Source organism: Mycobacterium kansasii ATCC 12478, assembly GCF_000157895.3.
GTDB lineage: Bacteria > Actinomycetota > Actinomycetes > Mycobacteriales > Mycobacteriaceae > Mycobacterium > Mycobacterium kansasii.
In genome coordinates this window covers 893,836-919,288 of the sequence record NC_022663.1, presented here as the reverse complement: position 1 = coordinate 919,288, position 25,453 = coordinate 893,836, and the positions used below count along the sequence as shown (strand labels likewise).

Sequence of the window (25,453 nt, the reverse complement as noted above, 5' to 3'; positions counted from 1 at the left end):
TGTCGCTCGAGCAATTGCAGAGCCGCACGAGCATGAAATGGCGTGCTTACCCGGCCGATGTCCTGCCGCTGTGGGTCGCGGAGATGGATGTCAAACTTGCGCCGACGGTGGCCGCCGCCATCCACAGCGCCGTCGACCGCGGCGACACCGGATATCCCCACGGCACCGCCTATGCCGAAGCGGTGGCCGAATACGCCTCGCAACGTTGGGATTGGCACGATCTGGAGGTCGGCCGCACCGCGATCGTGCCCGACGTCATGCTCGGTGCTGTCGAGCTACTACGGTTGGTCACCGAGCGCGGTGACACGGTCATCGTCAATTCGCCCGTCTACGCACCGTTCTACGCGTTCGTGTCCCATGACGGCCGGCAGGTGATCGAAGCGCCGCTGGGTATTGACGGCCGGATCGATGTGGACACGTTGGAGCGGGCGTTCGCGCGCGCCGGTGGCTCCGGCGGGAACGTCGCCTACCTGTTGTGCAATCCCCACAACCCCACCGGCGCTGTGCACACCGTCGACGAACTGAGCGAGATCGCCCAACTCGCACGCCGGTTCGGCGTGCGGGTGGTATCCGACGAGATTCATGCTCCGCTCGTCATGAGGGGGGCGCGATTCACGCCGTACCTGAGCGTGCCCGGTGCCGAGAACGCATTCAGCTTGATGTCTGCCTCGAAAGCATGGAATCTCTGCGGGATCAAAGCCGCTGTGGCCATCGCCGGTGCCGAAGCAGGCACCGATCTTCGCCGCATGCCCGAGGAAGTCAGTCACGGGCCAAGCCACCTCGGTGTCATCTCGCATACCGAAGCATTTCGCAGCGGCGGCGATTGGCTCGACGCCGTGCTGCAGGGCCTGGAGACCAACCGAACGTTATTGGGTGATCTGGTCGAGCAACACCTTCCCGGGGTGAAATACCTTTGGCCGCAAGGCACTTACCTGGCCTGGCTGGACTGTCGCGCACTCGGTTTCGACGAACGAGCCGCCGACGGCCTTGCAGTGGTGTCGGACCTGTCGGGTCCGGCCAGGTGGTTCCGGGACCACGCCCGCGTGGCGCTGAGTTCCGGCCACGTCTTCGGAACGGGCGGGGACGGGCATGTGCGCATCAATTTCGCGACCAGCCAAGCCATCCTGATCGAAGCCGTATCGCGAATGGGCCGGGCGCTGGCGGACAGGTTAGCTCTGGGCTGACCGGGCTACTCCGTTTCGTCGTCGTCTTCGTCTGCGTGGAGCAGTTTTTCGGGGTGGTGCATGGTGTTGGTGCGGGGTTGGCCCGTTGATCCAGACGAGTCGAGGTGGGGTGGGGCAGTAGTAGCCCTTGACGTCACAACCCGGCGCGCTGCACCCGCGCTCCTTGGCATCCAAGACGATTCGCTGCCCCGGTGCGGCCAGGCGTTTGCTGTGATACAGCGCCAATGCCTTGCCGCCGTCGAAAACCGCCAGATAATGGCGGGCGTGGCGGGCCAGCCGAATCACATCGCTCATCGGCAGCAGGGTGCCGCCGCCGGTGAGTCCCTGTCCGGCAGCGGCTTCCAGTTCGGCCAGCGTGGTCGACACGATGATCGGCGCGGGTAAGCCGTTGTGCTGACCCAACTCTCCGGACGCCAACAGGGCGCGCAGCCCGGCCAGCAGCCCGTCATGAGAGCGTTGGGCCGCTGAGCGGGTGTCGGTGTCGATGGCGGCCTGACTGGGACTGCCGTCCACACCGGGGGTTTCGGATTCGGGGTTGCACATGCCCGGGGCGGCCAGCTTGGCCAGCACGGCTTCCAGGGTGGCGCGCAGCTCGGGGTGATCCGCGCGCGCAGCTCCGACATGCCATCGGCTTGCTGGCTGCCCAACATCAGAGCGCGCCGCCGCGCCCGGTCCTCGTCGCGGTAGGTGCCGTCGGGGTTGAGGCGATCAGCGATCGTGGCGGCCAGCCCGGATAGTTGTTCGGGGCGAACCTGGCCGCCTTGGCGGGCCAGCTGAGCTTCGGCGCGCTCGCGGGTGGCTTGATCGACCCAGCCCGGCAACTGCCGGCAAAAGCGGCGGATCACCGCGATGTGCTCGGCGCCGATCGTGCCGTCGCATTGGGCGGCGGCGGCCCCGGCCAGTACCGGGGCGATCGGTTCCCCGGTCAGCGCGCGCCGCGGCCCCAGATCGGCGGCGGCGTTGCTGCGCCGGCTGGCCTCGGTGCGGCTGGTCAGCGCCCAGTCGGCGATGGCATGCGACAGTTTGCCGCCTAGTTCTTCGGCGCTGGCCTGGCGGGCCAGGTTGTTGATCAGCTGGTGCTCAGCCACCGGCAGGCGTCGGCGCACCTTTTCACAGCGCCCCAGCAGCACCAACCACTCCGGAGTCGTCAACGCATCAAAGTCCAGACCCACCAACCTATCCGCCGCGGCGTCGAGTGCATCAAAGATCGCCGTAACTGTCTGCCGATCCACGACGCCGCCCGAGCCCATACCCGCAATCTATCGACCGACACCGACAGGAAACCGGCAGAAAGTGACTGCCAAACAACCGATTTCACATGTTCACTCATGGCGAACAGCCACCCGCTGTACCGGCGGGCACCTTGACTGGAGATATCGTGAAGACTTGTGGATGAGCGAGTTTCAGGCGGCCTCGTCGATGGTTGGCGGGTCGATCCGTCGTTCTGCGAATTTCCCGGGTAGCAATTCGCCGAACTGCTGGTGGATGTCGAACAGGCCGCCGCAGCAGCAGTAGTACCAGGTTGGCCATCGTTGGCCCCTTCGGCCGCGGTGACGCACAATACCGAATATTTGATCCGCAAGTTAACAGTGCCGGGTCGACAGGTCCAAGCTGCACCAGCTCAACGCCCGGGCTTCGCCCTCGAGTGCGGTGAACACAAGTTAGCTTATGGCTTGTAGGTGTGACGGCCGAAACCAACTCGCGCTCTTCTGCGAGCCTCGCCCCGGAACTGCTGACCCGTCCCGGCGAACTCGCCGCCGGGTCAGCCGATGGCGCCTAAGACGCTAGTCGCTCTGGTCGACCAGAACCGCGCCGTCGGGCCGGTTCCCGAGCGTCTGCAGCCCGATGTTCTCACCGCCGGCGGTGACGCGCACGATCTCGGCCAATTCCGCGGGCGTGTCACATTGCAAATAGTGATCGGCGCCGGGCACCACCCAGTAGCGACTGCGCCCCGGCTGGTTCTTCAGATAGGCCTGCCAGACATGGTTGGCGACGCGCAGGGGCGCCACGCTGTCATGCAGTCCCCAGACCAGCGTAGTGTTGAGGGACATCGTGGAAAGCTCTTCAAGCCAACGGGTTTCGTCGGCCTCCCGCTCATGAAGGTACTGAATGGTGTCGGGCAGCACCGAGATCCCGTCGTTGTGGGCAAAACACTTCGCCAGCGCGGCGATCTCCGGGTCGTCCAGCGTCCGCCGCGGGATGAAGGTGCTGGCTCCCAGGCCGGCCGCCAGCAGTTCGGGCGTTGTCGCCGCGGCAGTGGGCCGCCCCGTCGCGGCGTCGAGCAGCGCCGTCTGGAACGCGGTGAGGTTCGACAGCGGCAGGTAGATGTTGGCGTTGGTGATGATCACGTCGAGCGGCAGCGCCGCTGGGTCCTCACCGGCCAGCATGCCCAGCGCGATCATGCCCACGCTGCTGCCGCGGTCGTGGGTGAGCATCCGGAACTCGGTCAGCTGCCACACCCGCCTGATGGCGTGAACGAGCAGTCGGGCGTCGTCGTACAACGAGTAGACGTAGGGCTCGGGCGGCTTGTCGGACAGGCCGTAGCCCGGGAAGTCGAGCACGAAGATGTCGAATTCCGAGCCCAATTCGCCCGCCAACCCGAAGTAGTCGATGCTGGACGTCGGGAAGCCGTGGACCAGTACCAGCGCCGGCGCCCCCGATGTTCCGCAGCGGCGGGTGAACACCGACACTTCGGCGCCGTCGTTGGCGGCGGTGGTCGACCGCCAACGCAATTGCGTTCCGCCGTCATGCCATTCGGTGAAGATATCCAAGATGAGGTCCTTTCGGCGGTCTCGACCGGTATTGGGCCGGTCTTATGCAAAAGTCGCAATCGCCAGCAACAGCGGCAGCTGATGAGAACGAAGTTCGGGTGCCTGCAGTCGCTCTGGTCCGAAGAACGAGCCACTGAGGTAGTTGTCGGCGTTCCACACCGAGGTGGTGCTCACCTGACCTTGGTAACTGAAGTTGTCCAGCACATAGGGCACGGCGTCGGCTTCGAGTAGCGACGGACCGCTCATCAGCTGGAAGTGCAGGTGCGGGGCGTTGGAGTTGCCGGTGTTACCCAGTTTGGCGATCTGTTGGCCCTTTGTGACCTTGTCACCGGGTTTGACCAGCAACGAGCCCTTGATGAGGTGCGCGTAGAGCGCATACACGCCGTCGCCGACGTCCATCACGATGTGGTTGCCGTCGATGGTGTCGATTGTCATCTTGGCGGCCAGCGCAGGATCGGAGGCCGGCAGGATGCCCGGTACGTTGGCCTCGACAGTGTCGAGGGTGGAGGCCACGGTGCCGTCGGCCACCGCGTAGACGGGAACTCCGTAAGAGACGTAACTCTCGTTGCGGGTTTGGTCTCCGGTGTAGAAGTTGCCCTGGTCGTCCATGTGCATCCAGTCGATCGCAAAACGCTGGCTGTTGTTCAGCTTCATGTTGACCGGCATGATGGCGTCGCGGTGCGCCCAGCCCGGATCACAGCAGCCGTTGAAGGCGACCCAATTGTTGCCCCGCAGTGGCGGGCTGATCACCCGCGGCGTGCCGGCCGAGATATCGAACGGAGCACCCAGGGTGTCCAGCGGGCCAGGTTCGTTGCTTACCGCCGGGTTGGTCACCCCGGTCCCATGCAGACGCAGCATGACCGCCTTCGGAAATTGCGCCAACGTGTCAAGCGTGAAGTCCAGCAACAGCGTCCGTGACGTTTGCGGTGCGATGCCGAAGTCGGGGGAGGGCTGTTGGGTGAGCTGCCGTAATCGGTTGCAGTTTCCATAGTTACAGGCGGGGTCGACCAACTGCGGGCCGGCGAACGTGGCGAGCATCTTCTTGGGATCATGGGCGTCGACCACGTCGACGGCAGTGAGGCTGGCCGGCCCCCCGGTGGCATTGGTGATCTGCACGTCGAAGGCCAAGTGATATTTGCCGTCGCTGCCGGGGAAGGGAAATGTCGGGCGGCTGATCGGCGCAACCGTCAGCGGGGTGAAGGCGTCGGGCACCGTCACACCCGCAAGCGGGTTGGTTCTGGCCGGGGCGGTCGAGGCGCCGCCGCCAGTCTGCGTACTCGACGAGCACGCGGCGACGAACAGGATCAACCAGAAGGTGGCCAACGGTTTCCAGAGCGGACGGCGTGCGGGGACAGGTGCCATCGGATGCGCCTCCTTGGTCGGGGCCGGGTCCCGTGAGCTTAGTCTTCGGCTCTGCTATTCCGGACGAAGACATGCACGACGGGGCTTACCATGCTGGGCATGATCACTACCCGGGTAATCGGTGTTGGCGAATATCAGATCAGCTCCGAGGAAGCCGGCGTCATCAATGCGCGGTACGTTTCATCTGGTTCGGTCCGGTCGAGCGGCGGGATCGGTTCGGGACGGGCCAGGGGCGATACGTCCAATGGCTTCCCCGGCGATTACCGTGTGCAATACTTCGACGCCGCAGGCGAATTGACCGGGGATCTCGACTTGCGGATCCAGCGGGCCGGAGCGTCCTATCGGTTGACCTGGCGGCACCGCTCGCAGAATGTCAGCCTGCCGGCGGCGGTCGGCGAAGTGGTGTACGAAGGCATCGGTTTTCCGAACGGAGAGCGATCCATGGCCATTGCCTATTGGATGGCGGAAAGAGTTTCAGCCGCAATTGAAGGCCGGCCGCTGCTCTGAAACGAATCCACCCGGGAGGCACGTTGAGACACAGGTTGTTGTTACTCGCCGTCGCTGTGGCACTGGCCGTAACGGCCTGCGGCGGAACATCTCACCCGCGCCTGTGGGGAGCGTTCACCGAACGCGGCTTGGCGAACGTCCCGATGAAGCCCGGCGTCAATGTTCGTGTCTTCAACGACGTGAACTTGGACGCACACGGCTACATCAAGTACGACAAGTCGAACGGATACCTGACGCTGCAGCCGGGCACGTATCGCATCGACGGTTGGTCGCTGACCTCGTTCGGTTTCAAGCTGACGCCTGAGCAGCAGGCCGCCGCCTATTCGGCTCCGGGCTATGCGTTCTTCTGGAATGTCGACCAGAAGAAGATGGAGATCCTGGGTTCGCTTCAAGATCCCCGCTATTCGCAACAGAGCATCATCAACGGCGTGCTCACGATACGCAAGACGACGAATTACTACGTCGGCCATCAGAACGGCGACAAGGTCGACGGGATAAGCCTGCAGCTCTATGACCCCAACATCAAGATGCCCGATGGACAGGTCTCGACCAACCACGCGTTCGCGCAGCTGGTCGTCGAGCGGTTGTAGCGCCGCCGACCCGTTCGCTCACTCGGCGGCAGCCGTGGCGGGCGGAGCAGCCAAGGCTTTGCGCCCCGGCATAACGACACGGAATCGTCGGCGAAAATCATCGATAACGAATGTCCACCCTTGAGTCATGTAGCGCCAAAATCTAAGCCACACCACCCATGAGACAGCGTGTCCTGGCAGCCGCGACCGACGAAGTTCCGCCGGGGATAGGGGGATCGTGCTCGAGCGGCTGCGGGCTGCGTGTGCGCTGGTGGCCGCCTTGTCGCTGGGCGCCACGGCGGTCTCGTCGAACACCAGGGCCGACGCCGGCGGCTTCGCGACAGTGAGCCCATGCCAACAGCGCACGCTGATCCTGTCAGCCTTTCCCGCCGAAGCCGACGCGGTGTTGGCGCACACCACTCTTGACGCCAACCCGGTTGTCGTCGCCCACCATCGGCACTTCTACCTCGGGGCGATCGCCGGAAAGAGGGTGATAGTGGCGATGACCGGCATCGGGCTGGTCAACGCCACCCACACCACCGAGATCGCCCTTGATCGATTCACCTGCTCGTCCGGTATTGCCGTTGGCGCAGTGGTGTTTTCGGGTGTCGCCGGCGGTGCCGGACGTACCGCGATAGGTGACGTGGCCATCCCGGCACGCTGGACCCTGGACAACGGCGCGACATTTCAGGCCGTCGATCCGGGCATGTTGGCCGCGGCCCAGACATTGGCCGTCAGCCTGGGCAGTGTCAACAATCTCGGCAATCCCGCCTGCCTGTGCCAGCACGTACCCACCGTGGCACTGAACAGCCTGGGACGACAGACGCAACTCGTCGTCGGCGGCGACGGCTCCAGCAGCGACAACAACAACGGCCAGGCGTTTCCCTGCATCCCCAACGGCGGCGACGTGTTTGGTTGCCAGCCCTGCTCGGCGCCGGACCGCTCACTTCTCTACACCGGTAACTTTCTGCACGCGTTGTTGCCGTTCCTGGCCCGCGGCTTGCTCAGCAACCTGAAGGTACCGGTGCAGAACCCGGCCTTCGACGCGGTGGACCAGGAGACCGCCGCGGCGCAGGCGGTCGCCAACGCGCGCGGCGTACCGTTTCTGGGCATCCGCGGCATCTCCGACGGCCCCGGTGACCCGCTGAACCTGCCCGGCTTTCCGTTCCAGTTCTTGCTCTACAAGCAGATCGCGGCCGAAAACGCCGCGCTGGTTGCCCAGGCGTTTCTGCAGAACTGGGCCGGCGCCTAGCGTGCCCGGCTATCCGACGCCGCGAGCGATCGGGCGGGTCGGATCCGCACTCCACTCGGACCACGATCCGGGATACAGCGCTGCCTCACGACCCATCGCGGCGAGCGCAGCGACGATGACGGCAGCGGTGATACCCGATCCGCAGTACGCGCCCACCGGGCCGTCGCGATCGATGCCGCGGGCGGACAACAGCCGGGTAAGCGCGTCCTTGTCGAGAAACGTTCCGTCGCAAGCCAGTACGGCAGCACTGGGAAGATTTGTCGCGCCGGGAATGTGACCGGCAACCGGGTCGACCGGCTCCACATCGCCGCGAAAGCGCTCCGGCGACCGTGCGTCCAGCAGCGGCACCGCGCCTGACCCGGACTGCTGCGCAGTCAAGGTAGGCCGGCGCGCGGCAGCCAGATCATCATGGCGCACAAGCACATTCCCGGGGGGAGGCGCCACTGGTCCGGTCTCCAACGGTTCTTCAGCCGACCGCCACGCGGCCAGGCCGCCGTCGAGGATGCGGACGTTGTCGATCCCGGCCGCGCTGAGCACCCACCACGCTCGCGCCGAACCGGCCCGGTGCCAGTCGTCGTACGCCACGACCAGGCCGTCCTGCTGAATTCCCCAGCGGCGCGCGGCCGCCTGAAGACTGCGCCCCGAGGGTAGTGGGTGACGGCCGCGGCCTACGACGGTGTGGTCGCTGAGTTCGTCTTCCAGCGAGACGTAGACCGCCCCGGGTAGGTGGCTCCGCAGATAGGCCGAATGCCCGTCCGGTTCGTCGAGTCGCCACCGCACATCGAGTAAGGTGACCGGCTCGGCGGACCGGATCCGGCTGGCCAGCTCGGCGACAGTGATCAGCACCTGGTCTCTAGCGTCCACTCGGTTCACCTCGTTGTCGCTCTTGGTTACAGAAGGGGTGCCGTCGAAGGCGACAACGAGCCTAGTGCCCGGCCGGACGATTTAGGCCGCGTTACCGGCAACCAATGGTGCAAGCAGCGATCGGTCGAAAAAGACCTCGTCGTGCACGACCTTTCCGTCGCGGAGAAAGACGATGTCGACACCGTGGATTTCGAGACGAGTATGCCGGGCGCGGAGCCGGAAGGTGGCGTCCCATGTCACCGCGGCGCCGTCGGCGCCGTCGAACACAAACACCTCCCGGACCGACCAGGTCATCTCCCAGAGATCGAAAAGCTTTGATAGGTAACGACGTAGCGCGTCTCGACTCTCGATGGCGGCCGCACCGATGTTGGGATCACGATAAACGAAGGGTTCGGTGTACCAAGCCACGACCTCTTCGACATCGTGGCGGTTCCATGCGCCCAGAAAGGCCTCGGATTGCCGGAGCCACTCGGCTGTGTCCATGTCCGCCTCCTGCAGATCGAACCATAACAATTTTAGAAAAATTGTTCTAAAAGTCAACGGCAGCGAAGTCTGGTCAAGCACAATGGGTTGGGTGGGCAGGCCGCGACGACACGACACCGAAGCGATGCTCGACGCCGCGCGCTCGATCGCGTTGGAGAGCGGGGCACGTGCCGTCACCGTCGATGCGATCGCCGCGCTCAGCGGTGCTTCGGTGGGTTCGCTCTACAACCGCTTCGGCTCCCGCGACAAGATTCTGACCGCGGCATGGCAACGGGCACTCGAGCGCTTCCAGGAACCGTTCCTGGACCAGTTGCGCCGGGACGATCTCGATGACGCCGCGCTTGGTGCGGCGCGGTGGATCATGGAGTTTGCCCGCACCCAGCCCGAAGATGCGCGACTCCTCGCCGCGTTTCGCCCCGCGGATGTGCTTACCGATCCCAATGCCCCTGCGGCACGGCGTCTTGCCGGGGGCAACGCAGCCATTCGCGATGCCCTGCGCAGACTCGCCGAGCGTACCGGCGGGGGCGAACGGGCCCGCGAACTGCTGTCACTGGCCGTCATCGACATCGCCGGCGGCGCAATTCGCCGGCGCTTGCTCAATGGAGCACCGATTTCTGCGGCTTTCGAAGCCGACGTCCTAGCCGCTGTCGTCGCCGTGCTTGACCGCATTGCGCTCAGATGAACACGGCCGGTTTGCTGGATTGGTCCGCGACCGGGCGCACCGGGCGATACCTTGGTGACACCGGCGAAAGTAGGTGAACCAGATCGGTGGCGCGGTGGTTTCGCAATAACGTGACGATGTGGCTTGCCGGAGCTGTCGTGTTGGCGGTCGCGACGGCGGGCCCGGCCGAAGCGGTGCCCAACACGCAGTGCGCGCTGGCCACACCGGTCCAGGAGGTGCCCAGTGTGTCGCAGCTGCCGCCGGAACTCCGCAAACTCCTGCCACCGATCGCGGACATCGGTGCGCCTTTCAACAAGACGGACGCGGTCAACGATCCGTCATTGCCGTTTCGGCGACTGATTCGTGCCGGCAATCGTGGCACCGACTGGTTCGTCTGGTACGAGCACGGCGGCCTCACCTACTTCTGGCAGGCGGTGGTCGTGCGCGTCGTATCTGGCTCCGCAACAACGACATTGGCGAACGCCGGAACCATTTCCGACACATTGTGCAGCTTCACCGACGGAGTGTTCGCCGGCACCGTTCCGCCCTACCCACAAGGCACCTGGGCCGAGGCTGCCTACTAACGCGTTTCGACGTCGACGCAATGTGGCGCGGCAGGGCATACCCACTGTGACGGGAGTGCCGCGGCGCCACCCGGGAACGTAGGAATCGCCCCCGTCGGCCCCCGTGCCCCGCTAATATCCGGCGTGGCCGCGCGATGCGGCAAATTCCGACAGAGAGGGATACCACATGGGACTCGCCATCGGCGTCCTCGTGGCAATTGTGGCAGTCGTCATTGTGCTGCTGGTCATGGTGATCGCCGGCTACAACGGTCTTGTTCGGGCCCGCAACGCCTACAAGAATGCGTTCGCGCAGATCGACGTCCAGATGCGCCGCCGCTTCGACCTCATCCCCAACCTGGTCGAAACGGCCAGGGCGTACATGGCCCACGAGCGCCAAACGTTGGAGGCCGTGGTCAATGCCCGCAACATGGCAATGGCGGGCCTATCCGCCGCGCAGGCGAACCCGGGGGATCCCGCTGCGATGCAACAACTCTCGGCTGGGCAGCAGCGGCTCGACGGCGCGCTGGGCCGGCTCATCGCGGTCGCCGAAAGCTACCCCGACCTCAAGGCCAACCAGACGATGATGCAGCTTTCGGAGGAGTTGACCTCGACGGAGAACAAGGTTGCGTTCTCCCGGCAGGCCTACAACGACGCGGTCATGAGTTACAACAATCGCCGCGAAACGTTCCCGGGCAACATCTACGCGGGCATGTTCGGTTTCACCGCGGCTGCGCTGCTGGAGATCCCGCCGGACCGCCCCGAGATGCGCGAAGCGCCGCGGGTCCAGTTCTGACGCACCGATCGGCGTGAACTTCTTCGACCACCAGCGCGCGGCCCGGAGCAGCACGCTCAAGCTGGTGTTGCTGTTCATCGTCGCGGTGGTGGCGATGGTCGCGTTCATCGATGCCGCCGCCGCGGTCGCGATGACATACCAAAGGGCCGATCCCTCGGCGGTTCTCGGCGTCGTCGTCGGGGTCACGGCGGTGACGTTGTTGATCATCGCGGGCGGCATGATTACCAAGACGGTCGCGCTGCGTCAGGGCGGGGCAGCCGTCGCCGCTTCGGTGGGCGCCGTCCAGGTCGACCCGACGAGTTCCGACCCGCAGCTGCGCCGCCTGGTCAACATCGTCGAGGAAATGTCGCTGGCATCGGGGGTGCCGGCGCCGCGCCTGTTCGTCCTGGCGGGGGAGCCCGGCATCAATGCGTTTGCCGCCGGTTTCACGCCCGCCGACGCGGCCATCACGGTCACCAGCGGCGCCCTGGCCCAGCTCAACCGTGACGAGCTGCAAGGCGTGATCGCCCACGAGTTCAGCCACATCCTCAACGGCGACATGCGGCTGAACATCAGGCTGATCGGACTGTTGAACGGGATCCTGCTGATCGGCCTGACCGGTATGCGGGTCCTGCAGTTTGGCGGCGGCCGCGGCAGCAGTTCCAAGAACGGCGCGCCGATCTGGATGGTCGCGCTCGCGATGATGGTGCTCGGCTTCATCGGGGTGTTTTTCGCCAACATCATCAAGGCGGCGGTGTCCCGCCAGCGCGAGTGGCTGGCCGACGCGTCCGCGGTGCAGTTCACCCGTCAGACCGCCGGCCTGGTCGGGGCGCTGAAGAAGATCGCGGGCGTCGCGTCCGGGTCGGCGCTGCGCGACGCCCGCAGCGCCACCGAAGTCAGCCATATGTTGTTCGGCGAGGGCCGTCGGTCGTTTCGCGCGTGGTACGCGACGCATCCACCGCTGGCGGACCGGATCAAGGCGCTCGACCCGAGCTTCGATCCGCGCGAGATCGCCGATCTGAAGCAGCGCTACGGACAACGATCACCCGACGGGCTCGCCGAGGACGCGATGGCCGGGTTCGCCCCGGTCGGCCGTGCCGCCGGGGTTCGCGCGGGCGCTGAGCCCGCCGCTGCGCCGGCAGGCCCGTTGGGGGCGGGTCGGCGTGGCATCAGCCCCGAGCAGGTGGCCGACCGCGCCGGCACGCTCACCCGGGCCGACCTGCTGCGTGGCGCGGCGCTGCACGCCACACTCCCACCAGAGGCGCGCCGCCTGGCCACCCAGCCCAGCACCGCCCCGGCCGCGATCATCGCCTTGCTGCTGGCCCGTCCCGGCGATCCGCTGCATGCGCGCCAGCTCGCCTCGGTAGCGCAGCGGCTCGGGCACCCGGAGGCGCAGGCAGCCGCCGCGCTGGTGGACACGATGACGGCGTTACCCGCCGAGCTACGGCTACCGTTGGTCGATCTGGCCATCCCGCAGCTCGCCGCCCGTCCGCCCGCCTTCCGAGAAGCGCTAATGGGGGTACTCAACGAACTCGCCGTCGCGGACGGCTCGGTGTCGATGTTCGAGTACTGCGTGACGCGGCTGGTCTGGAGCTACCTGCAGGACGCCGCCAATCCGCACCGCCGAAGCAAGGTCGGCAATGGCTCGCTCGATCAAGTGCGGCCGACGGTGACGACGCTGCTGGCCACGCTCGCGGTCGCCGGCGCCGGTGACCAGGAGACCGTTCGGCGGGCCTACGACAGTGCGCTGCACCGGTTGTATCCCGATGCCGCTGCGTCACCGCCACGGCAAGTGACATGGCAGCAGGCGCTCGACCAAGGCTGGGAGGGACTGGACGGCCTGGCGCCGAAGGCCAAGCAGGCACTCGTGGAAGCGATGGCCGTGGCCGTAACCGCCGACGGCACCGTGACGACGGCCGAGGCCGAGATGCTGCGTGCGGCATGTGCATTGATGCATGTGCCATTGCCCGCATTGCTCACCTGACCGGTCGGGTGGATTTCGTGCCGGCGTTGGCGTGGTCGCGCCAATAACACAAATCAAATCAGCGGTGGCCTCAGGATTAGCTGTCAGGACACGCCTACAGCGCCAGGCCATGGCGCTGCAAGGGCCGACGCACGGCGCCACCGCGCTCAGGAACTGGTGACAAGAATCGCGTTACTCAGTTCAGCCCCCCGGCGGCCGGCCACGAATTCGGCGATATTATCGAACGTAATGTCGGCAATATTGCCGAGCGCTTCCCAGGTCAGGAACGCCTGGTGGCTGGTGACGAGAACGTTGCCGAAACTAATAAGGCGTGCAAGTACGTCGTCGGTCATGATCTCCGCGGAAAAATCCTCGAAAAAATAGGCCTCCTCTTCCTCATACACGTCGAGACCTGCGGCGCCGACGGCGCCGGATTTCAGGCCTTCGATTAGCGCGACCGAGTCGACGAGCGCGCCGCGACTGGTATTGATGAGGATGACGCCGCGCTTCATGCGCGCGATGGCGTCGGAGTTGATGAGGTGGTGCGTGTCGGACGTGAGTGGCGCATGGAGGCTGATCACGTCGGCCTGTGATAGCAGGTTCGGCAGCGGGACGTACTCGACCCCGTTCGCGGCGGCGAACTGCGCGTCCACGAAGGGGTCGTGGGCAAGCACACGCATCCCGAACCCGTGGAGAATTCTGATCAAACACTTGCCGACTCTGCCCGTGCCGACGACGCCGGCGCACTTGCCGTGGAGGTCGGTGCCCACAAGACCGTTGAGCGAGAAGTTCCCCTCCCGGACGCGGACGTAGGCGCGGTGTGTCTTGCGGTTGAGGGTGAGCAGCAGCGCGGCGGCGTGTTCGGCGACGGCCTAGGGCGAGTACGCCGGCACGTGCACTACGCTGACCCCCAGGCGGCCCGCGGCTTTGATGTCAACGTTGTTGTAACCGGCGCAACGCATGGCAATGAGGCGTACCCCCGAATCGCGCAGTGCCTCGATAACTGCGGCGTCCAGCCGATCGTTCACAAAGGGGCAGACGACATCAGCGCCGGCGGCTAGGCCAATGGTGTCGGACGTCAGGCGGGTCTCGAAGAAATGCAGAGCGTAGTTGCGCCAGTTGTGATCGCGGAAGCAGGCCTCGACGTACGGCTTGCTGTCGAAAAAAGCAATCTTCAGACGCGGGTCTGCCCTATGCAAGCCCAACGAGGGGGCAAACGACCTTGCCCGGTGCAGGTCCCGGCTCATCGCAGCGAACAGAACTGTGGTCAGTTTGGGATGAGACTCGAGCAGCGACCTGAAATCTCCGGCATCGAGTGTCCATACCTCGGCGGCGCCGCGCGCCATAACGCTGGCTGAACTCACCTTCTCCTCGAAGATGCTGATCACGTCCACGACATCGCCCGGACCGCAGGTGTTGAGCGTGACCGGCACCCCGTGATCGCCCGTCGTCACCACAGCGACGGTCCCGGCGCTGACGATGAACATCCGATCCGCCACGTCGCCCTCGCGGCACAGGAACTCGCCGTCGGCGAAACGGACGCGGCTGATTTTCGCGGCAACCGCCACAAGCGCGTCATCGTCGAGACCGGCAAAGAATCGGCTGCGCTTCAGCGAGGCCCACGCGGGGCCGACGGCTGCGGTCATAGACTGGGGTTCCCCTTCTGTTTAATCCGTTCGTAAGTCGAATCAGGCGGCGATGTAGGCCGAATTTGGTTCGCGAAAGAATCCGCGACCGGGTGCGGCTGTTCTCTCAGCGGTAAACGAGGCTCGTCTCGAGATTCAGCTGAAAGCAATTATGCGATGCAACCCCTCTCCTTACAAAGGATCGCCACGCAACCCCCGCCCTTTGCAGTGAGCGTGTCCGCCACGCGAATACAGATATCATCAAAGGTGTTTACATCGAGTGACATCTCAAAATACAACAATCGTACGCTGGGTCTTTCGGGCAGGCAGGATCAATTTTGCAGACACACCGACCACGAGTCAATTCAAACTAACGATGGAATAATAATGACAATTTATATCTGGGCGTGGGCCGCTGATTGTGTGATCTTAATTCGGTGGGCCGCCGTGATCGGTGCTCTGCCGTTCGCCTCGTCGCTGCCAGGCTTCCCAGGAGATCATGGACCGCATCGGCCCGGCGAACACCGGGCGCACGGCGGCTGATCGCCAGCGTTCTTCGACAACCGGCGCCAGGGCCTCCGTCGTGGCCAGCGGGTCGTCGTCGAGATAGATGACGGTGATGTACTGCGGGTCGGTCCGCCATCCGCGGGCAGCGGATCCCATGCGTTCGTCGGACCGAAAGTCCAGGCTCCGGCTGTGCCGGGGACGGCCAGCAGCGCCGGATAGTGTTCGGCGTGAAGCCATTCCAGCCATCGGTCGGGGCGCCCGTCGGTGGGTTCCTCGACGATCAGCAGCACTCCCCGGTGCGGCCGGAATGGCACCACTTCATGGGAAACGAGCGCGCGCGGCGCGGCTTGCCACTGCAACAGCCGCAGACCCGCCACTTCCAACAGAGGTCGCATGACCGGCATCCGGCCGTTCTCCCGTAGGGCACGGCCCAGCGCCACGAAGTCGTCGAATGTCTGCCGAACGGGGTCACCGACGAGGTAGTGCACGGCATTACCGATCTCACCCAGCGGCCCGTCGCCTGCCAACCGGTGATCGGCGTATTCGCCGTCGGCAATCCAGCGCAACCCGTGCACGATGCCCGGCCGTTGGTATTGCTCCGGCAGGTGATCGAGCAAGTGCCATCGCAGATAACTGCCGTCGTCGTCGGGCGGTGTGACGGCGGTGAGGCTGAAAATGCCCGCCCTGACCCGGTTCACGCGGCGGCCAGCTCGGCGAGCGCCTGCAGACTCTCCAGATAGTGCTGCAAGCAGGTGCTGACGAACGTGGCGGCGATGGTCGTCGCCCCGTGCTCGGACATGTCGGCGAGCACGTTGCGGGTCCGCTGCGGCTCGCCGATGGGGTCCAGCGGTGCCGCGGGCGTGAGCACAACCTCGAACCCGGGCCGAAGTTCGAAGCGGCCCAACCAGTCTCGGGCTTGCCGCAGGCTCACGTTGAAGGGGCCCAGCCGTCGGCCAGGGAGACGGCCCGCCGCAGCGACCGCAATGTGCGGCCACCGACCCAGATGGGGACGTGCTGCTGGATGGCGCACGGGTCGACGAGCATGTCGCTGAAGGAATAGAACTCGCCGTGGTAGGCGGGCTCGGGTACCGACAGTGCCGAGCGCAGCGCGCGCAACGCATCGTCGGCCCGTGCTCCGCGGTCTGTGAACGGGGCACCGATGAGGTCGAACTCCTCTTTGAGACTGCCGACACCCACACCGAGGATGAGCCTGCCGCCGCTGACCGTGTCCAAAGTGCCGTAGCACTTGGCGATTTCGAGCGGGTGGTGATAGGCGAGCACAAGTACGTTGGTGGCCAAGCGGATCCGCCGGGTGCGCGCGGCCAGGTAGCCCAAGGTGGCCAGCGGATCCCAATAACGCGTCCCACGCCGCTGCGCCTCGGCCGCCGGCAGGGCGATGTGCTCGCTACAGGTCAGATGGTGGTAGCCGAACCGGTCTGCGGCTTCGGCGATCTGTGTCAGCTCGTCGACGGAGGCGTGTATTTCCCAGTCGGAGCTGACCCCGGGCAACATGGTCACCACCGGTGTGGCTATCGACAGCTTTGCGGTCGCGGCGCTCATCGCGATAGATTCTAACAGTGCTCGAATTGCTTTCTAACGTTGATCGAATCGGGGTAGCTCGATGACGTCCGCGGAACGGCGTGGCTACGGCGAGCTGGACCGCACTCGGGTGGTGGCATGCCTGCACAGCCTGGCCCGGCGGGTCGGTGTCCAGCAGGTGACGATGCGTGAGCTCGCCGCCGAACTCGGCGCCGCGGTGCCGTCGGTGTACTACCACGTCCCGGGAAAGCAAGCCGCGCTGGATCTGCTCGCCGAGGCGGTGCTGACCGACATCCCCGAACCCGAAGCCGGGTCCTGGGACGTCCGGCTCACCGAGCTCTACTGTGCCGCAAGGGAAGTGATGCTTGACGTCCCCGGTGTCGCCGGTGTCCTGCAGACCAGTGGCGGTGGGGATCGGGCGCGCCGCCTGGACAAGGTCAGCCGCGCGCTTCTAGCCGAAGCCGGGCTCACCAAAGGCGTTGCCAGCGCGGCACATACGGTGCTGTATACCTATCTGCTCGGCTCGATCAGTCTGGACGAGTCCCGCGGCAAGCGTCAGCCCGAATCGCGGTTCCGGGCCGGGCTCGACGTCATCATCGCGGGTATCAAGGCGCGCGCGGAGCATCGATGAGCACCCCGAAGCTCAGTTCATTGATTGTCGAAAACCAGGACAGCATGGCCGGGCGGGATGCCGCCGTCGTGCTGAACCCCGACACGTACCTCGCCGGGGCCCCGTTCGACGCGTTGGCCAGGTTACGGGCCCATGCCCCAGTGCATCCGATGCAACTGTCCGGGCTACCCACTACGTGGTTGTTGACCCGGCACTCCGATGTGCGACTGGTCAGCCGCGACAGTGAGACGTTCGCCAGCAGCACGGGAAATACCTTGGTGAAGGTTGAGGCGGCGCCCACCTCGGCCATGCTGCCGGGAATCGATCCGCCGCGGCATGTTCACTACCGCAAGCTGATCAACCAGGGCTTCACCGCCCGCAATGTGCTGCGCCTGGAACCGCGAATGCGCCAAGTCGCCCGCGACATCGTCGCCAACATCGTAGACAAGGGCGAATTCGACGCCGTCACGGACATTTCCGCGGAAATATCGCTGCAGGTGATCGCCGACATACTGGGTGTGCCTGCCGAAGACCGGATGAACGTCTTCCGCTGGAGCAACGCGATCGGGAGTCTGGGAATCGAGGATCCCGACTACGCTCCGACGCCCGAGGCCCTCGGGCAGGCCGCTGCCGAAATGTTTGCCTACTGCGGCGAATTGGTCGCGCACCGGCAAAAGCACGGCCTCACCGACGATATCCTGTCGGCGCTACTGGCCGCCGAGGTCGACGGCGACCGGCTCAACCGCGACCAGCTCAATGAATTCTTCCTGCTGCTGGCGATCGCCGGCAACGAGACCACCCGCAACACACTCAGCCACGGCATCCTGGCGCTTTCCGAGCATCCCGACCAGCAGGCGACGCTGGCCCGTGATCGTGACGCGGTCCAGCCCGCCGTGGAGGAGCTGCTGCGCTGGGCCACCCCGGTGATGCACTTCCGCCGCACCGTCACTCGCGATGTCGTGATCCGCGGCCAGCACATCCCGGCCGGCGACTGGGTGCTCATGCACTACCTGTCGGCCAACCGCGACGAGGACGTGTTCGAGCGGGCCGCCGAATTCGACATCTCCCGCCCGGATGCCGACCATGTCGCGTTCGGCGGCGGGGGAGTGCACTTTTGTCTGGGCGCTCAGCTGGCCCGTCTGGAGCTGCGGGTGATGCTGGAAGAGTTGTACCCGTGCGTGCCCGGCCTGACGGTCACCGGGCCGCCCGACCGGTTGCGGTCCTCGTTCTTCCACGGGATCAAGCGGTTGCCGTGTGCGGTGGGCTGAATTCCGCCGGCGATGGGGCCCGCGTCGGATTGACCCGTTGAGGTTCAAAGTCGTCGGCCGTCACTTTCGCGGGTCTGGTGTCAATCAGGCGCAAGCCGTCTAATCACCTGTGTCTCTTTGGTTTCTGTAGACTGACGGCGGCGTTTCTTGTCGGTGTCGGTCGATAGATTGCGGGGTGTCGTGGATCCGGAGACGGTCACGGCGGTCTTTGATGCTGTGGACGCCGCGCTGGATGTGTTGGTGGATCTGAGCTTTGATGCGTTGACCACCCCGGAGTGGTTGGCGTTGGTGGAGCGGTGTGAAAGCTACGCCGGCACCTGCCGGTGGCTGAGCATCAGCTGATCAACAACCTGGCCCTGGCCGAGCTGGAAGCCGCTGCCGGACAGGGACTCACCGGCGGCGGCACCCTGCTGCCGATGAGCGATGTGATTCGGCTGGCCCGCCACGCCCGCCATTATCTGGCGGTTTTCGACGGCGGTCAGGCGTTGGCGCTGTATCACAGCAAACGGCTGGCCGCGCCGGGGCAGCGAATCGTGTTGTATGGCAAGGAGCGCGGGTGCAGCGCGCCGGGTTGTGACGTCAAGGGCTACTTCTGCGTGGTCCACCACGTCATTCCCTACGCCCAATCCCCCAGCGCCGACGTAAACCAACTCACCTTCGCCTGCGGCGGCCACCACCCGTTAGCCGACAAAGGCTGGAGCACCCGCAAAACACCCACGGCGACACCGAATGGATACCCCCACCCTCGACTCGTCTGGATCAACGGACCAACCCCGCACCAACACCATGCATCACCCGAAAAACTCCTCCACGCAGACGAAGACGGCGAAGACGGCTGATAGACCTACGACGTCGGCGCGTTGCGCATGTCGATTGTGTTCGAGTTCGTGGTCCTTGATGCGAAACTCCACAACTCGAGTGAAGTCTCAGTCGCTGCCCGGGGTCGACATCGAGTTGCGCCGCAACAGCATCGCCCGGCAGCGAATTATCCTGGATGACTTGCGCTTCGGGGCTTCAGTCGACGACGTCGACGATGACGTCGGTCGGGTTGGTCACGACGTCGTAGACCGCGGAGCGCTTCTGTGACTGGGCGACCAGCGCTCTGATCTCCTCCGCCGTAGCGTCAGCGTCGATCCGGTAGGTCACCTTGATGCCGTTGAAACCGTTGCGGACGGTGGGGTCCGCGCCGAGGATGCCGAGAATGTCTTCCCCGGCCTCGACGGTCGCGCGCACCGAACGCAACTGAATCCCACGCCGCTGGGCGATCGACGCGATTCCGGCGGTCAGGCAGCCGCCGAGCGCGACCAATACGTACTCGACCGGGGCGGCGCCGTTGTCGTCTCCGGCGAATGCCGATGGATGATCGACGTCGTAGGTGAAGGCCGTCTTGTGCCGCTGTTCTGTTCCCAATCCGTAGAACGTATCGACGGTGGCCCGACTGTGCGTGCCGCTGACCCAATTATGCCTTGTGCGCCATGTGAATTGGGCAAGTTCTGGCTTCTCGGACAGTGCGGTACGGGCGTCTAGCAGGACGTCGACGTTGACCCCATTGTCGACAGGAGCGTTCATCGTGGTCATGGTATTCCTCTCTCGGTGTTTCCAATTGGTTTGCTCTTGAGGTAGGTGCTTGCCGGCGGACGAGGGCGTACCGGTGTCGGCCCGCGACCCGGGCGCAGATGGAGCCGTTTCCCGTCGGCTACTGCAGCTGGTCATGTGGAACATGGTCGTCGCGCCGGCCCCGCCCGGCATGGGGCTTTTGCCTCAACTTTCCGAATTGCCAAGCGAAGTAAGCAGTGCCGTCGGGTTGATCGGCACGGTCGCATCGGCCGAAACGCCGGCTGAAGCCGGCGGTCATGGCACCAACCACGATCGCCGCCGGCGACCTCGCCGGCAGCGGCGGAAAACAGCACAGGCGGCGCCGCATAACGATCGGCGCTGAACATCGTTGCGGCCCAAGAAAGTTCCTGAATCGCAAGCCGAGCGCAGCCATGCCGTCTAGCCCCGGCCCGACCGTGCCGTGCGGGCCGGCCGGTTACCTCGACAACATCTGTTCTGCTGGTTTGATCCGGCGAGTATGTGGTCAGCAGCGGTTCATCGAACAGCTCGCGCCAGAACGCATTCCGTTACTCTGCGTCGGCCGGGTCGAGAAGTTGCACTTCCTGCAGATCCATTTCCGCCTGGACTTCACGCAGCACAATGTCGTCGATCAGGTTTTTGTTGCGCAGCGCGGTGACGGCCTGCCGCTGATATTGCAGAACGCCGAGCCGGACTTGCCGGACCAGATCGCATTGTGCCGCCAGATCGCTGGTCGCGGAGTCGGCGCCGCTGGCCCCGACCAGTTCGGCGCGTTCCTCATAATCGCGCTGCAGGCGTTTCACAACCTCGGTGCCGGCCCCGAGCGCGTCGGCGACCGCCGGCAAGGCTTCCAGCGCGGCTTCGGCGCTGCGAGTCCGGGCCAACTGCAATTCGTCGGCACGAGTGACGTCGTCCGGCATCCGGGCCCAGCGGACCACCGCGGGCAGTGAGCTGCCCTGGACCAACACCGTCACCAGAATCACGATCGAGACGACAAAGATGATCAGGTTGCGGTCGGGGAACGGTGCGCCGCTTCGCGTAGTCATCGGGACCGCGAGCGCTGCCGCAAGTGAAACCGCGCCGCGGAATCCGGCCCAGCTGGTCACACAGCGCTGGCGAAAGCCGACGTAGCGGTGGGGTTTGCGCATGGACCGGTCCACCGCGCGTCCCACCAGGCTGGTCACCTCGACCCACACGATTCGGGTTGCGACGACCACCCCCGCAACGACTAGTGCCAGGACGGTCGCACGACGCAGTCCGCCGCCGACGTCGGAGATGTGCTCGATCGCGCCGGGGATCTGGACCCCGACGAAGACCCACAACGACCCGTTGATGAGGAAAGTCGAGATGTCCCAGAATGCGAACGATTGCAGGCGGGAACGCGCCCGAATCACCCGCGGGCCGGTGTAGGCGAGTACCAGCGCTGACACCATGACCGCGACGACGCCGCTGCAATGCAGCGATTGGGCGAGCAGGAACGCCGCGAACGGCGTCATCATGCTCAGGGCTCCTTCCTCGAGCGGTGCGTCAATCCTGCGGCGCAGCATCGTCACCAGCCCCCCGACCAGCAGCCCCGCGGTGATCCCGCCCAGATAGGACACGACAAAACGGCCGACCAGGGCCGCCGGCCCGATCCCCGGCGCGCCTTCGGCGACGGCCACGGTCACGGCGAATAGGACCAGCGCCGTTCCGTCGTTGATGAGGCTCTCGCCTTTCAAGACGGTGAGCGTGCGCCGCGGCAATCGTTTGGCCAGGCCGGCTACCGCGGCGGCGTCGGTGGGCGAGAGCACCGCACCCAGCACCGCCGCAGCGTGTGACTCCATGCCGAACGCTCGCGCTGTCCATGACACGGCCACCGCGGTGGCAATCACCAGACCGACGCTGAACATGATGATGACGCGCAAGTTCCAGCGGATTTCGCGGAAGCTGGTGTTCAGGCTTTCCCAGTAAAGGATGGCCGGGAGGAATAGCAGCAGCACGATTTCGCCGTCGATCTCGACGCTTCCGAAACGGGGGATGAGACCCAGCAGCGCGCCCAGCAGGATGAGCAAGACCGGCGGTCCCACCCGGTAGCGGCGACCCAGAACGGTTCCGGCAACCACAATGGCGACGAGCGTGACGATAACGACGAGGCCGAACACCAGCCCATCTTCGCCTACGGACGCATCGATCCCGCGACCACACGGCCTGAACTAGGAGCAGTCGCAGCAGTCGCCGCAGTCGCAGCAGCAGTCTTCGTCGCAGCAGCAGTCACAGCAACATGCGTCGGTGCAGGTGTTCCAGCATCCCTGTTTGGGACTTTGCTCCGGATTGGGCGGTAGCTCACCCGGATCGCCCGGGAAGGGGCCGGCGCCCATCGCCTGGTCGCCGAAGTTGATCCCGTCCTGCTCGCCATGCGGTGTCCCGCCGCGCACGGTGTAACCGGCTCGATTGAAGGTGCGCGATATCGCCCGGCGCACCTCGCGGGTCAGCAACCGCCGCGCCAGTCGTCCGTCGGTGAAGTCGACGTCGGCCAATGCCAGTTCGATGCCCAGCGCCGCGTCGTCGCACAGGGTGCGGGCCGCCGCGACAGATGTCCCCGTGGCCGCCAACGGGTTCCACTTTCCGTGAGCTGCGTCGTCGCGGCAATCCTCGACCGCGTCGAGGACATGCGCGATCCGCCCGAACAGCCGCCCGACCTCACGCAGTGGCTCCTGGTTGGCCGGTCGGCCGGCCAACACCGCGGTATGTGCGAAGGCCGCGGCGACCGCGGTCTCGGTGGGCTCGGTCACCAGCAGTAGCGAGCTGCCCGGGCCCGCCCGACCGACCATCGCCTCGAGCTCGGTCTGCCGGTCGATCGCGGCGACCAGCACACCGGTGTCGAATCCGAGGGAGCGTCCGGCACCGGTGCCCTGGCGCACCCAGCGATCGGCGATGCGGCGCGCCGCCACCCGCACCGGCGCCGCACCGACCACGCCGTCACGGTCGTCGACGTGATCGCGCACCCGCGCAGCGGCCAACGCAAGCGACACCACGGCGGCCAGTCGCACGCACTCACCGGTCGCCACGTCCGCGCGCCGCATCCCGCGCAATGGACAGGGACCGGCGGTCCGTCGCGTTGGTTGCGCGTCGAACTGCGCCTCGACCAGCAGCGAGACCACCAAGGCGTCGTAGTTGGTGGCGATCCGCGCGGCCTGGCCGTAGCCGTCGCGAAGCGCCAGGCACAGCCCGCACAGCTGCGCTCGCCATACTGCCGTGAGTTCGCCACCGAGCCGGTGACGGCACGGCCGGATGATGCCAAACACGCGTCGAAGTTACCGGAGTACTGCCGGACCCGCGCCCGGAAACGCCGCGCCACCGAGCGCCGGGACACAAGATCGGGAGTTCGCCGGGGCGACGGCACTCGCCGGGCAAGCAAACGTCCTTGCCGGCCAACGCGACCCCGATCAGGCGACTATGCTGCAAACCCTGATTGAAGGGCGGTGTTGATGAAGATCAGGCTCATGGTGACCGTCGTCTTGGTTGTCTTGTCGGTGGTGTTGGGCTGCATCGGCTGTGCCAGCAAGGCCCGGCCACCGGCGACCAAAACCATTGAAGTCCCGATGGATGACGTGTTGAAGCAAAGCGCGATCGAACGCGAAGTCAGCATGTCGGTCGGTGACACGCTGCAGGTGACGCTGGGGTCGAATTACACCACTCCGTTCCGATGGGCGGAAGACATGAAGATCGGTGACGCCACGGTCCTGAAGCAGGTCGATCACCGGTATGTGCGGCCAGACACCGACATGATGGGCGCACCCGGCACCGAGGTGTGGACGTTCACGGCGCTCAACCGCGGCACCACCACCATCTCCACCGGCTACGCCAGCTTCGTGGGTGGCGACAACGCGCCGACGTGTACCTTCACCGCGAAAGTGGCTGTGCAATAGCGTGTGCCGGCACGAGCTGGATTGACTCGTGCGGCGTCGAGACCGACACCAGCGCGGAAAAATTCGAGTGGGCGTCGCGGTGATGCCGGGCTCGACGAAAGCCGCTCACGCGGGGTGTTCGGTCGTGGTCGGCGGCGTCGTCACCGGCGGGGTCGAGGGTTTGGTTGTCACCGGCGGGGTGGTCACCGGCGGCGTCGAGGGTTTGGTCGTCACCGGTGGTGTTGTCACTGGTGGGGTCGAGGGTTTGGTCGTCACCGGCGGCGACGAGGGCTTGGTCGTTACCGGAGTGGTTGCGTCCGGGATGCATCGTTCGGGATTGTGCCCGCAGTGATAGCCAGGGGGGCACTCGACGCAGACATACGTCGGCGACGGCGGTGTCCCGCCGCCGGGCAGGTCGTCACAGATACCGTCGCCGTTCAAGTCCACGCACGGGAGTTTCTTTTCTCCTGACGGTACGAGCCAGTCTTTACCGACATACTGCACCCAGATCGGCGGGGTGACGCTTGAGCCGAAGATGGCGCTGGTCCTGGTGCTTTTCGTGGTGTGGGGCGTGCCGTTATACACCGAATATCTGATCCATTGCCCGGTACTGCCTGCCGCCGCACCGGATTCTTTATCGAGGTAATCCGGTGCCGCAATTGCGATGTGCCCGTATTCGGTGCGGCCCGGGATGCTGTGCGATGAGGCGACAACAAACTGACCTTCATTTGCCAGGGCCGTGACCGTGGACCCGGGATCGATACCCACGCCGACGAGCTTCCAGCCGCTTCTGTCCGGATTCTTGACCGCTTGTGCGAGGAACTCGTTCATCTTGTCGGCATTACGCAGTTTTTCGTCGTAGACGCCGTCGTAGGCGCGATCTCTGAAATATGGAATATCCAGGATCGCTCCGAGCGCGCCCAGATACCAATTGCAGGCTTGCAGCGAATAGGGAGTCCACGGCTTGTCGGAGGCGGCCGAAAGAGCGTCCGCGAACCCTTGCCGCATCAACTTTTTGGCGAGGTCGATGGCGTCCTGATAAGGGATTTTCCGGTTTTGCTCCCATGACACCACGACATAACAGGCCGCCGGCGGGTGGGCGCTGTGCATATCGTCGTCGCACTGCTGGGCCGCGTCCAACAATCGACCCGCGTGCTTTCTATCCGCGGCCGGGCCCCGTTCCGCGTCCGGTGCTCCTTTTGTGGGCTCGCACGCGGCACCATTTCCGCAATTACTGGGTTGGCGGTTACAGGCAACCGGTATCACCGCGCCGAACGCCATCAATGTCACGCCTACGAGCACCACGAACCAGCGCAGCTTCATGCCCCGGCTCCGGAGAAAAGCTGCAAAACGCCTCGAAACCGCATCGCATTGGCGCCGCAGTAAATTCTTCATGTAAATTCCCCCTCGCGCTGATCCGCGCGTCGGCATATCGCAACACTGCACCGCACAACCCTGCACCTGCAAGGGCCTTTCGGCCTCATCGACCGA

General features: G+C 65.3%; 23 protein-coding genes and 4 pseudogenes. 14 read left to right on the top strand and 13 right to left on the bottom strand.

All coding sequences use genetic code 11. The features are described from left to right. The first annotated feature begins 32 nt into the window (after nucleotides 1-32). Nucleotides 33-1,184 (top strand): MalY/PatB family protein, encoded by a 1,152-nt coding sequence (locus MKAN_RS03900; RefSeq protein ID WP_042313296.1) that lies wholly within the window; start codon nucleotides 33-35, stop codon nucleotides 1,182-1,184. A gap of 5 nt (nucleotides 1,185-1,189) precedes the next feature. Here MKAN_RS03900 and MKAN_RS03895 read toward each other — a convergent pair. The 3 genes and pseudogenes from MKAN_RS03895 to MKAN_RS03885 all read right to left on the bottom strand — a co-directional run bounded on the left by MKAN_RS03895 (nucleotide 1,190) and on the right by MKAN_RS03885 (nucleotide 5,317). After that, a pseudogene (locus tag MKAN_RS03895) lies at nucleotides 1,190-2,434 on the bottom strand (13E12 repeat family protein). Nucleotides 2,435-2,968: 534 nt separating this feature from the next. After that, the gene (locus tag MKAN_RS03890; protein WP_023365347.1) at nucleotides 2,969-3,955 is read right to left on the bottom strand and encodes an alpha/beta fold hydrolase; all 987 of its coding nucleotides are present in this window, start codon (nucleotides 3,953-3,955) and stop codon (nucleotides 2,969-2,971) included. Between the two features lie 42 nt (nucleotides 3,956-3,997). Then, nucleotides 3,998-5,317, bottom strand: a complete 1,320-nt coding sequence (locus tag MKAN_RS03885) for a M23 family metallopeptidase (RefSeq protein WP_023365345.1) — start codon at nucleotides 5,315-5,317, stop codon at nucleotides 3,998-4,000. 99 nt (nucleotides 5,318-5,416) lie between these two features. On the opposite strand from MKAN_RS03885, the gene MKAN_RS03880 reads away from it, so the two are divergent. From MKAN_RS03880 to MKAN_RS03870, 3 genes are all read left to right on the top strand, one after another. After that, nucleotides 5,417-5,824 carry a hypothetical protein gene (locus tag MKAN_RS03880; protein ID WP_225722849.1) on the top strand — a complete coding sequence of 136 codons (408 nt, stop codon included), beginning with the start codon at nucleotides 5,417-5,419 and terminating at the stop codon, nucleotides 5,822-5,824. 56 nt (nucleotides 5,825-5,880) lie between these two features. Beyond that, on the top strand, nucleotides 5,881-6,414 hold the full coding sequence (locus tag MKAN_RS03875; RefSeq protein WP_230589260.1) for a hypothetical protein: 534 nt from the start codon (nucleotides 5,881-5,883) through the stop codon (nucleotides 6,412-6,414). Nucleotides 6,415-6,631: 217 nt separating this feature from the next. Continuing rightward, nucleotides 6,632-7,645, top strand: a complete 1,014-nt coding sequence (locus tag MKAN_RS03870; RefSeq protein ID WP_023365338.1) for a 5'-methylthioadenosine/S-adenosylhomocysteine nucleosidase family protein — start codon at nucleotides 6,632-6,634, stop codon at nucleotides 7,643-7,645. A 9-nt stretch (nucleotides 7,646-7,654) separates the two neighbouring features. On the opposite strand, the gene MKAN_RS03860 is transcribed toward MKAN_RS03870, so the two are convergent. Further along, nucleotides 7,655-8,509 (bottom strand): sulfurtransferase, encoded by an 855-nt coding sequence (locus MKAN_RS03860; RefSeq protein WP_036393285.1) that lies wholly within the window; start codon nucleotides 8,507-8,509, stop codon nucleotides 7,655-7,657. A gap of 81 nt (nucleotides 8,510-8,590) precedes the next feature. Then, entirely contained in the window at nucleotides 8,591-8,992 is a 402-nt protein-coding gene (locus MKAN_RS03855; protein ID WP_023365334.1) for a nuclear transport factor 2 family protein, read from the bottom strand. A gap of 91 nt (nucleotides 8,993-9,083) precedes the next feature. Between MKAN_RS03855 and MKAN_RS03850 the strand changes: the two genes are divergently transcribed. The 4 genes from MKAN_RS03850 (at nucleotide 9,084) to MKAN_RS03835 (ending at nucleotide 12,972) form a co-directional block, all read left to right on the top strand. Next, a complete protein-coding gene (locus MKAN_RS03850) occupies nucleotides 9,084-9,674 on the top strand; it encodes a TetR/AcrR family transcriptional regulator (protein WP_160937618.1) in 591 nt (196 codons plus the stop codon). Nucleotides 9,675-9,760: 86 nt separating this feature from the next. Next, the gene (locus MKAN_RS03845) at nucleotides 9,761-10,237 is read left to right on the top strand and encodes a hypothetical protein (protein ID WP_023365330.1); all 477 of its coding nucleotides are present in this window, start codon (nucleotides 9,761-9,763) and stop codon (nucleotides 10,235-10,237) included. Between the two features lie 166 nt (nucleotides 10,238-10,403). Continuing rightward, nucleotides 10,404-11,009: a LemA family protein gene (locus tag MKAN_RS03840; protein ID WP_023365328.1), complete on the top strand. Its 606-nt coding sequence runs from the start codon at nucleotides 10,404-10,406 to the stop codon at nucleotides 11,007-11,009. A 13-nt stretch (nucleotides 11,010-11,022) separates the two neighbouring features. Next, the gene (locus MKAN_RS03835) at nucleotides 11,023-12,972 is read left to right on the top strand and encodes a M48 family metallopeptidase (protein WP_023365326.1); all 1,950 of its coding nucleotides are present in this window, start codon (nucleotides 11,023-11,025) and stop codon (nucleotides 12,970-12,972) included. 146 nt (nucleotides 12,973-13,118) lie between these two features. Here the strand turns inward: MKAN_RS03835 and MKAN_RS31440 are convergent, their stop codons facing one another. The 4 genes and pseudogenes from MKAN_RS31440 to MKAN_RS03820 all read right to left on the bottom strand — a co-directional run bounded on the left by MKAN_RS31440 (nucleotide 13,119) and on the right by MKAN_RS03820 (nucleotide 16,643). Further along, nucleotides 13,119-13,796, bottom strand: a complete 678-nt coding sequence (locus MKAN_RS31440; protein WP_225722908.1) for an NAD(P)-dependent oxidoreductase — start codon at nucleotides 13,794-13,796, stop codon at nucleotides 13,119-13,121. A 27-nt stretch (nucleotides 13,797-13,823) separates the two neighbouring features. Next, nucleotides 13,824-14,597 (bottom strand): cyclic nucleotide-binding domain-containing protein, encoded by a 774-nt coding sequence (locus MKAN_RS31435; protein WP_023365322.1) that lies wholly within the window; start codon nucleotides 14,595-14,597, stop codon nucleotides 13,824-13,826. 408 nt (nucleotides 14,598-15,005) lie between these two features. Next, nucleotides 15,006-15,781 (bottom strand): annotated as a pseudogene (locus MKAN_RS03825) (hypothetical protein). Then, nucleotides 15,778-16,643, bottom strand: a pseudogene (locus MKAN_RS03820) (TIGR03619 family F420-dependent LLM class oxidoreductase). The pseudogenes MKAN_RS03825 and MKAN_RS03820 overlap by 4 nt, the downstream one beginning before the upstream one ends. Before the next feature lie 61 nt (nucleotides 16,644-16,704). Here MKAN_RS03820 and MKAN_RS03815 point away from each other — a divergent pair. The 4 genes and pseudogenes from MKAN_RS03815 to MKAN_RS31665 all read left to right on the top strand — a co-directional run. Next, nucleotides 16,705-17,253, top strand: a complete 549-nt coding sequence (locus MKAN_RS03815; protein WP_023365314.1) for a TetR/AcrR family transcriptional regulator — start codon at nucleotides 16,705-16,707, stop codon at nucleotides 17,251-17,253. After that, entirely contained in the window at nucleotides 17,250-18,500 is a 1,251-nt protein-coding gene (locus MKAN_RS03810; protein WP_023365312.1) for a cytochrome P450, read from the top strand. The genes MKAN_RS03815 and MKAN_RS03810 overlap by 4 nt, the downstream gene beginning before the upstream one ends. Before the next feature lie 147 nt (nucleotides 18,501-18,647). Beyond that, complete coding sequence (locus MKAN_RS30995; protein WP_165800780.1) at nucleotides 18,648-18,842, top strand: hypothetical protein; 195 nt, start codon at nucleotides 18,648-18,650, stop codon at nucleotides 18,840-18,842. An 8-nt stretch (nucleotides 18,843-18,850) separates the two neighbouring features. Further along, a pseudogene (locus tag MKAN_RS31665) lies at nucleotides 18,851-19,339 on the top strand (HNH endonuclease signature motif containing protein); the annotation flags it as partial. 175 nt (nucleotides 19,340-19,514) lie between these two features. Here the strand turns inward: MKAN_RS31665 and MKAN_RS03800 are convergent. Next, on the bottom strand, nucleotides 19,515-20,069 hold the full coding sequence (locus MKAN_RS03800; RefSeq protein ID WP_225722847.1) for an OsmC family protein: 555 nt from the start codon (nucleotides 20,067-20,069) through the stop codon (nucleotides 19,515-19,517). Between the two features lie 142 nt (nucleotides 20,070-20,211). Here MKAN_RS03800 and MKAN_RS30270 point away from each other — a divergent pair, with 142 nt between their 5' ends. Continuing rightward, nucleotides 20,212-20,439, top strand: coding sequence for a hypothetical protein (locus MKAN_RS30270; RefSeq protein WP_129111878.1), 228 nt, complete (start codon nucleotides 20,212-20,214; stop codon nucleotides 20,437-20,439). A 184-nt stretch (nucleotides 20,440-20,623) separates the two neighbouring features. Here MKAN_RS30270 and MKAN_RS03790 read toward each other — a convergent pair whose 3' ends face one another. Both MKAN_RS03790 and MKAN_RS03785 read right to left on the bottom strand, forming a co-directional pair. After that, nucleotides 20,624-22,216: a Na+/H+ antiporter gene (locus MKAN_RS03790; RefSeq protein ID WP_023365302.1), complete on the bottom strand. Its 1,593-nt coding sequence runs from the start codon at nucleotides 22,214-22,216 to the stop codon at nucleotides 20,624-20,626. Nucleotides 22,217-22,267: 51 nt separating this feature from the next. Further along, nucleotides 22,268-23,359, bottom strand: a complete 1,092-nt coding sequence (locus MKAN_RS03785; RefSeq protein ID WP_023365300.1) for a DUF5685 family protein — start codon at nucleotides 23,357-23,359, stop codon at nucleotides 22,268-22,270. 183 nt (nucleotides 23,360-23,542) lie between these two features. Between MKAN_RS03785 and MKAN_RS03780 the strand changes: the two genes are divergently transcribed. Next, nucleotides 23,543-23,983, top strand: a complete 441-nt coding sequence (locus tag MKAN_RS03780) for a protease inhibitor I42 family protein (RefSeq protein WP_023365298.1) — start codon at nucleotides 23,543-23,545, stop codon at nucleotides 23,981-23,983. Between the two features lie 105 nt (nucleotides 23,984-24,088). On the opposite strand, the gene MKAN_RS31375 is transcribed toward MKAN_RS03780, so the two are convergent. Next, nucleotides 24,089-25,393, bottom strand: coding sequence for a hypothetical protein (locus MKAN_RS31375; RefSeq protein ID WP_176552461.1), 1,305 nt, complete (start codon nucleotides 25,391-25,393; stop codon nucleotides 24,089-24,091). Nucleotides 25,394-25,453: the final 60 nt, after the last annotated feature.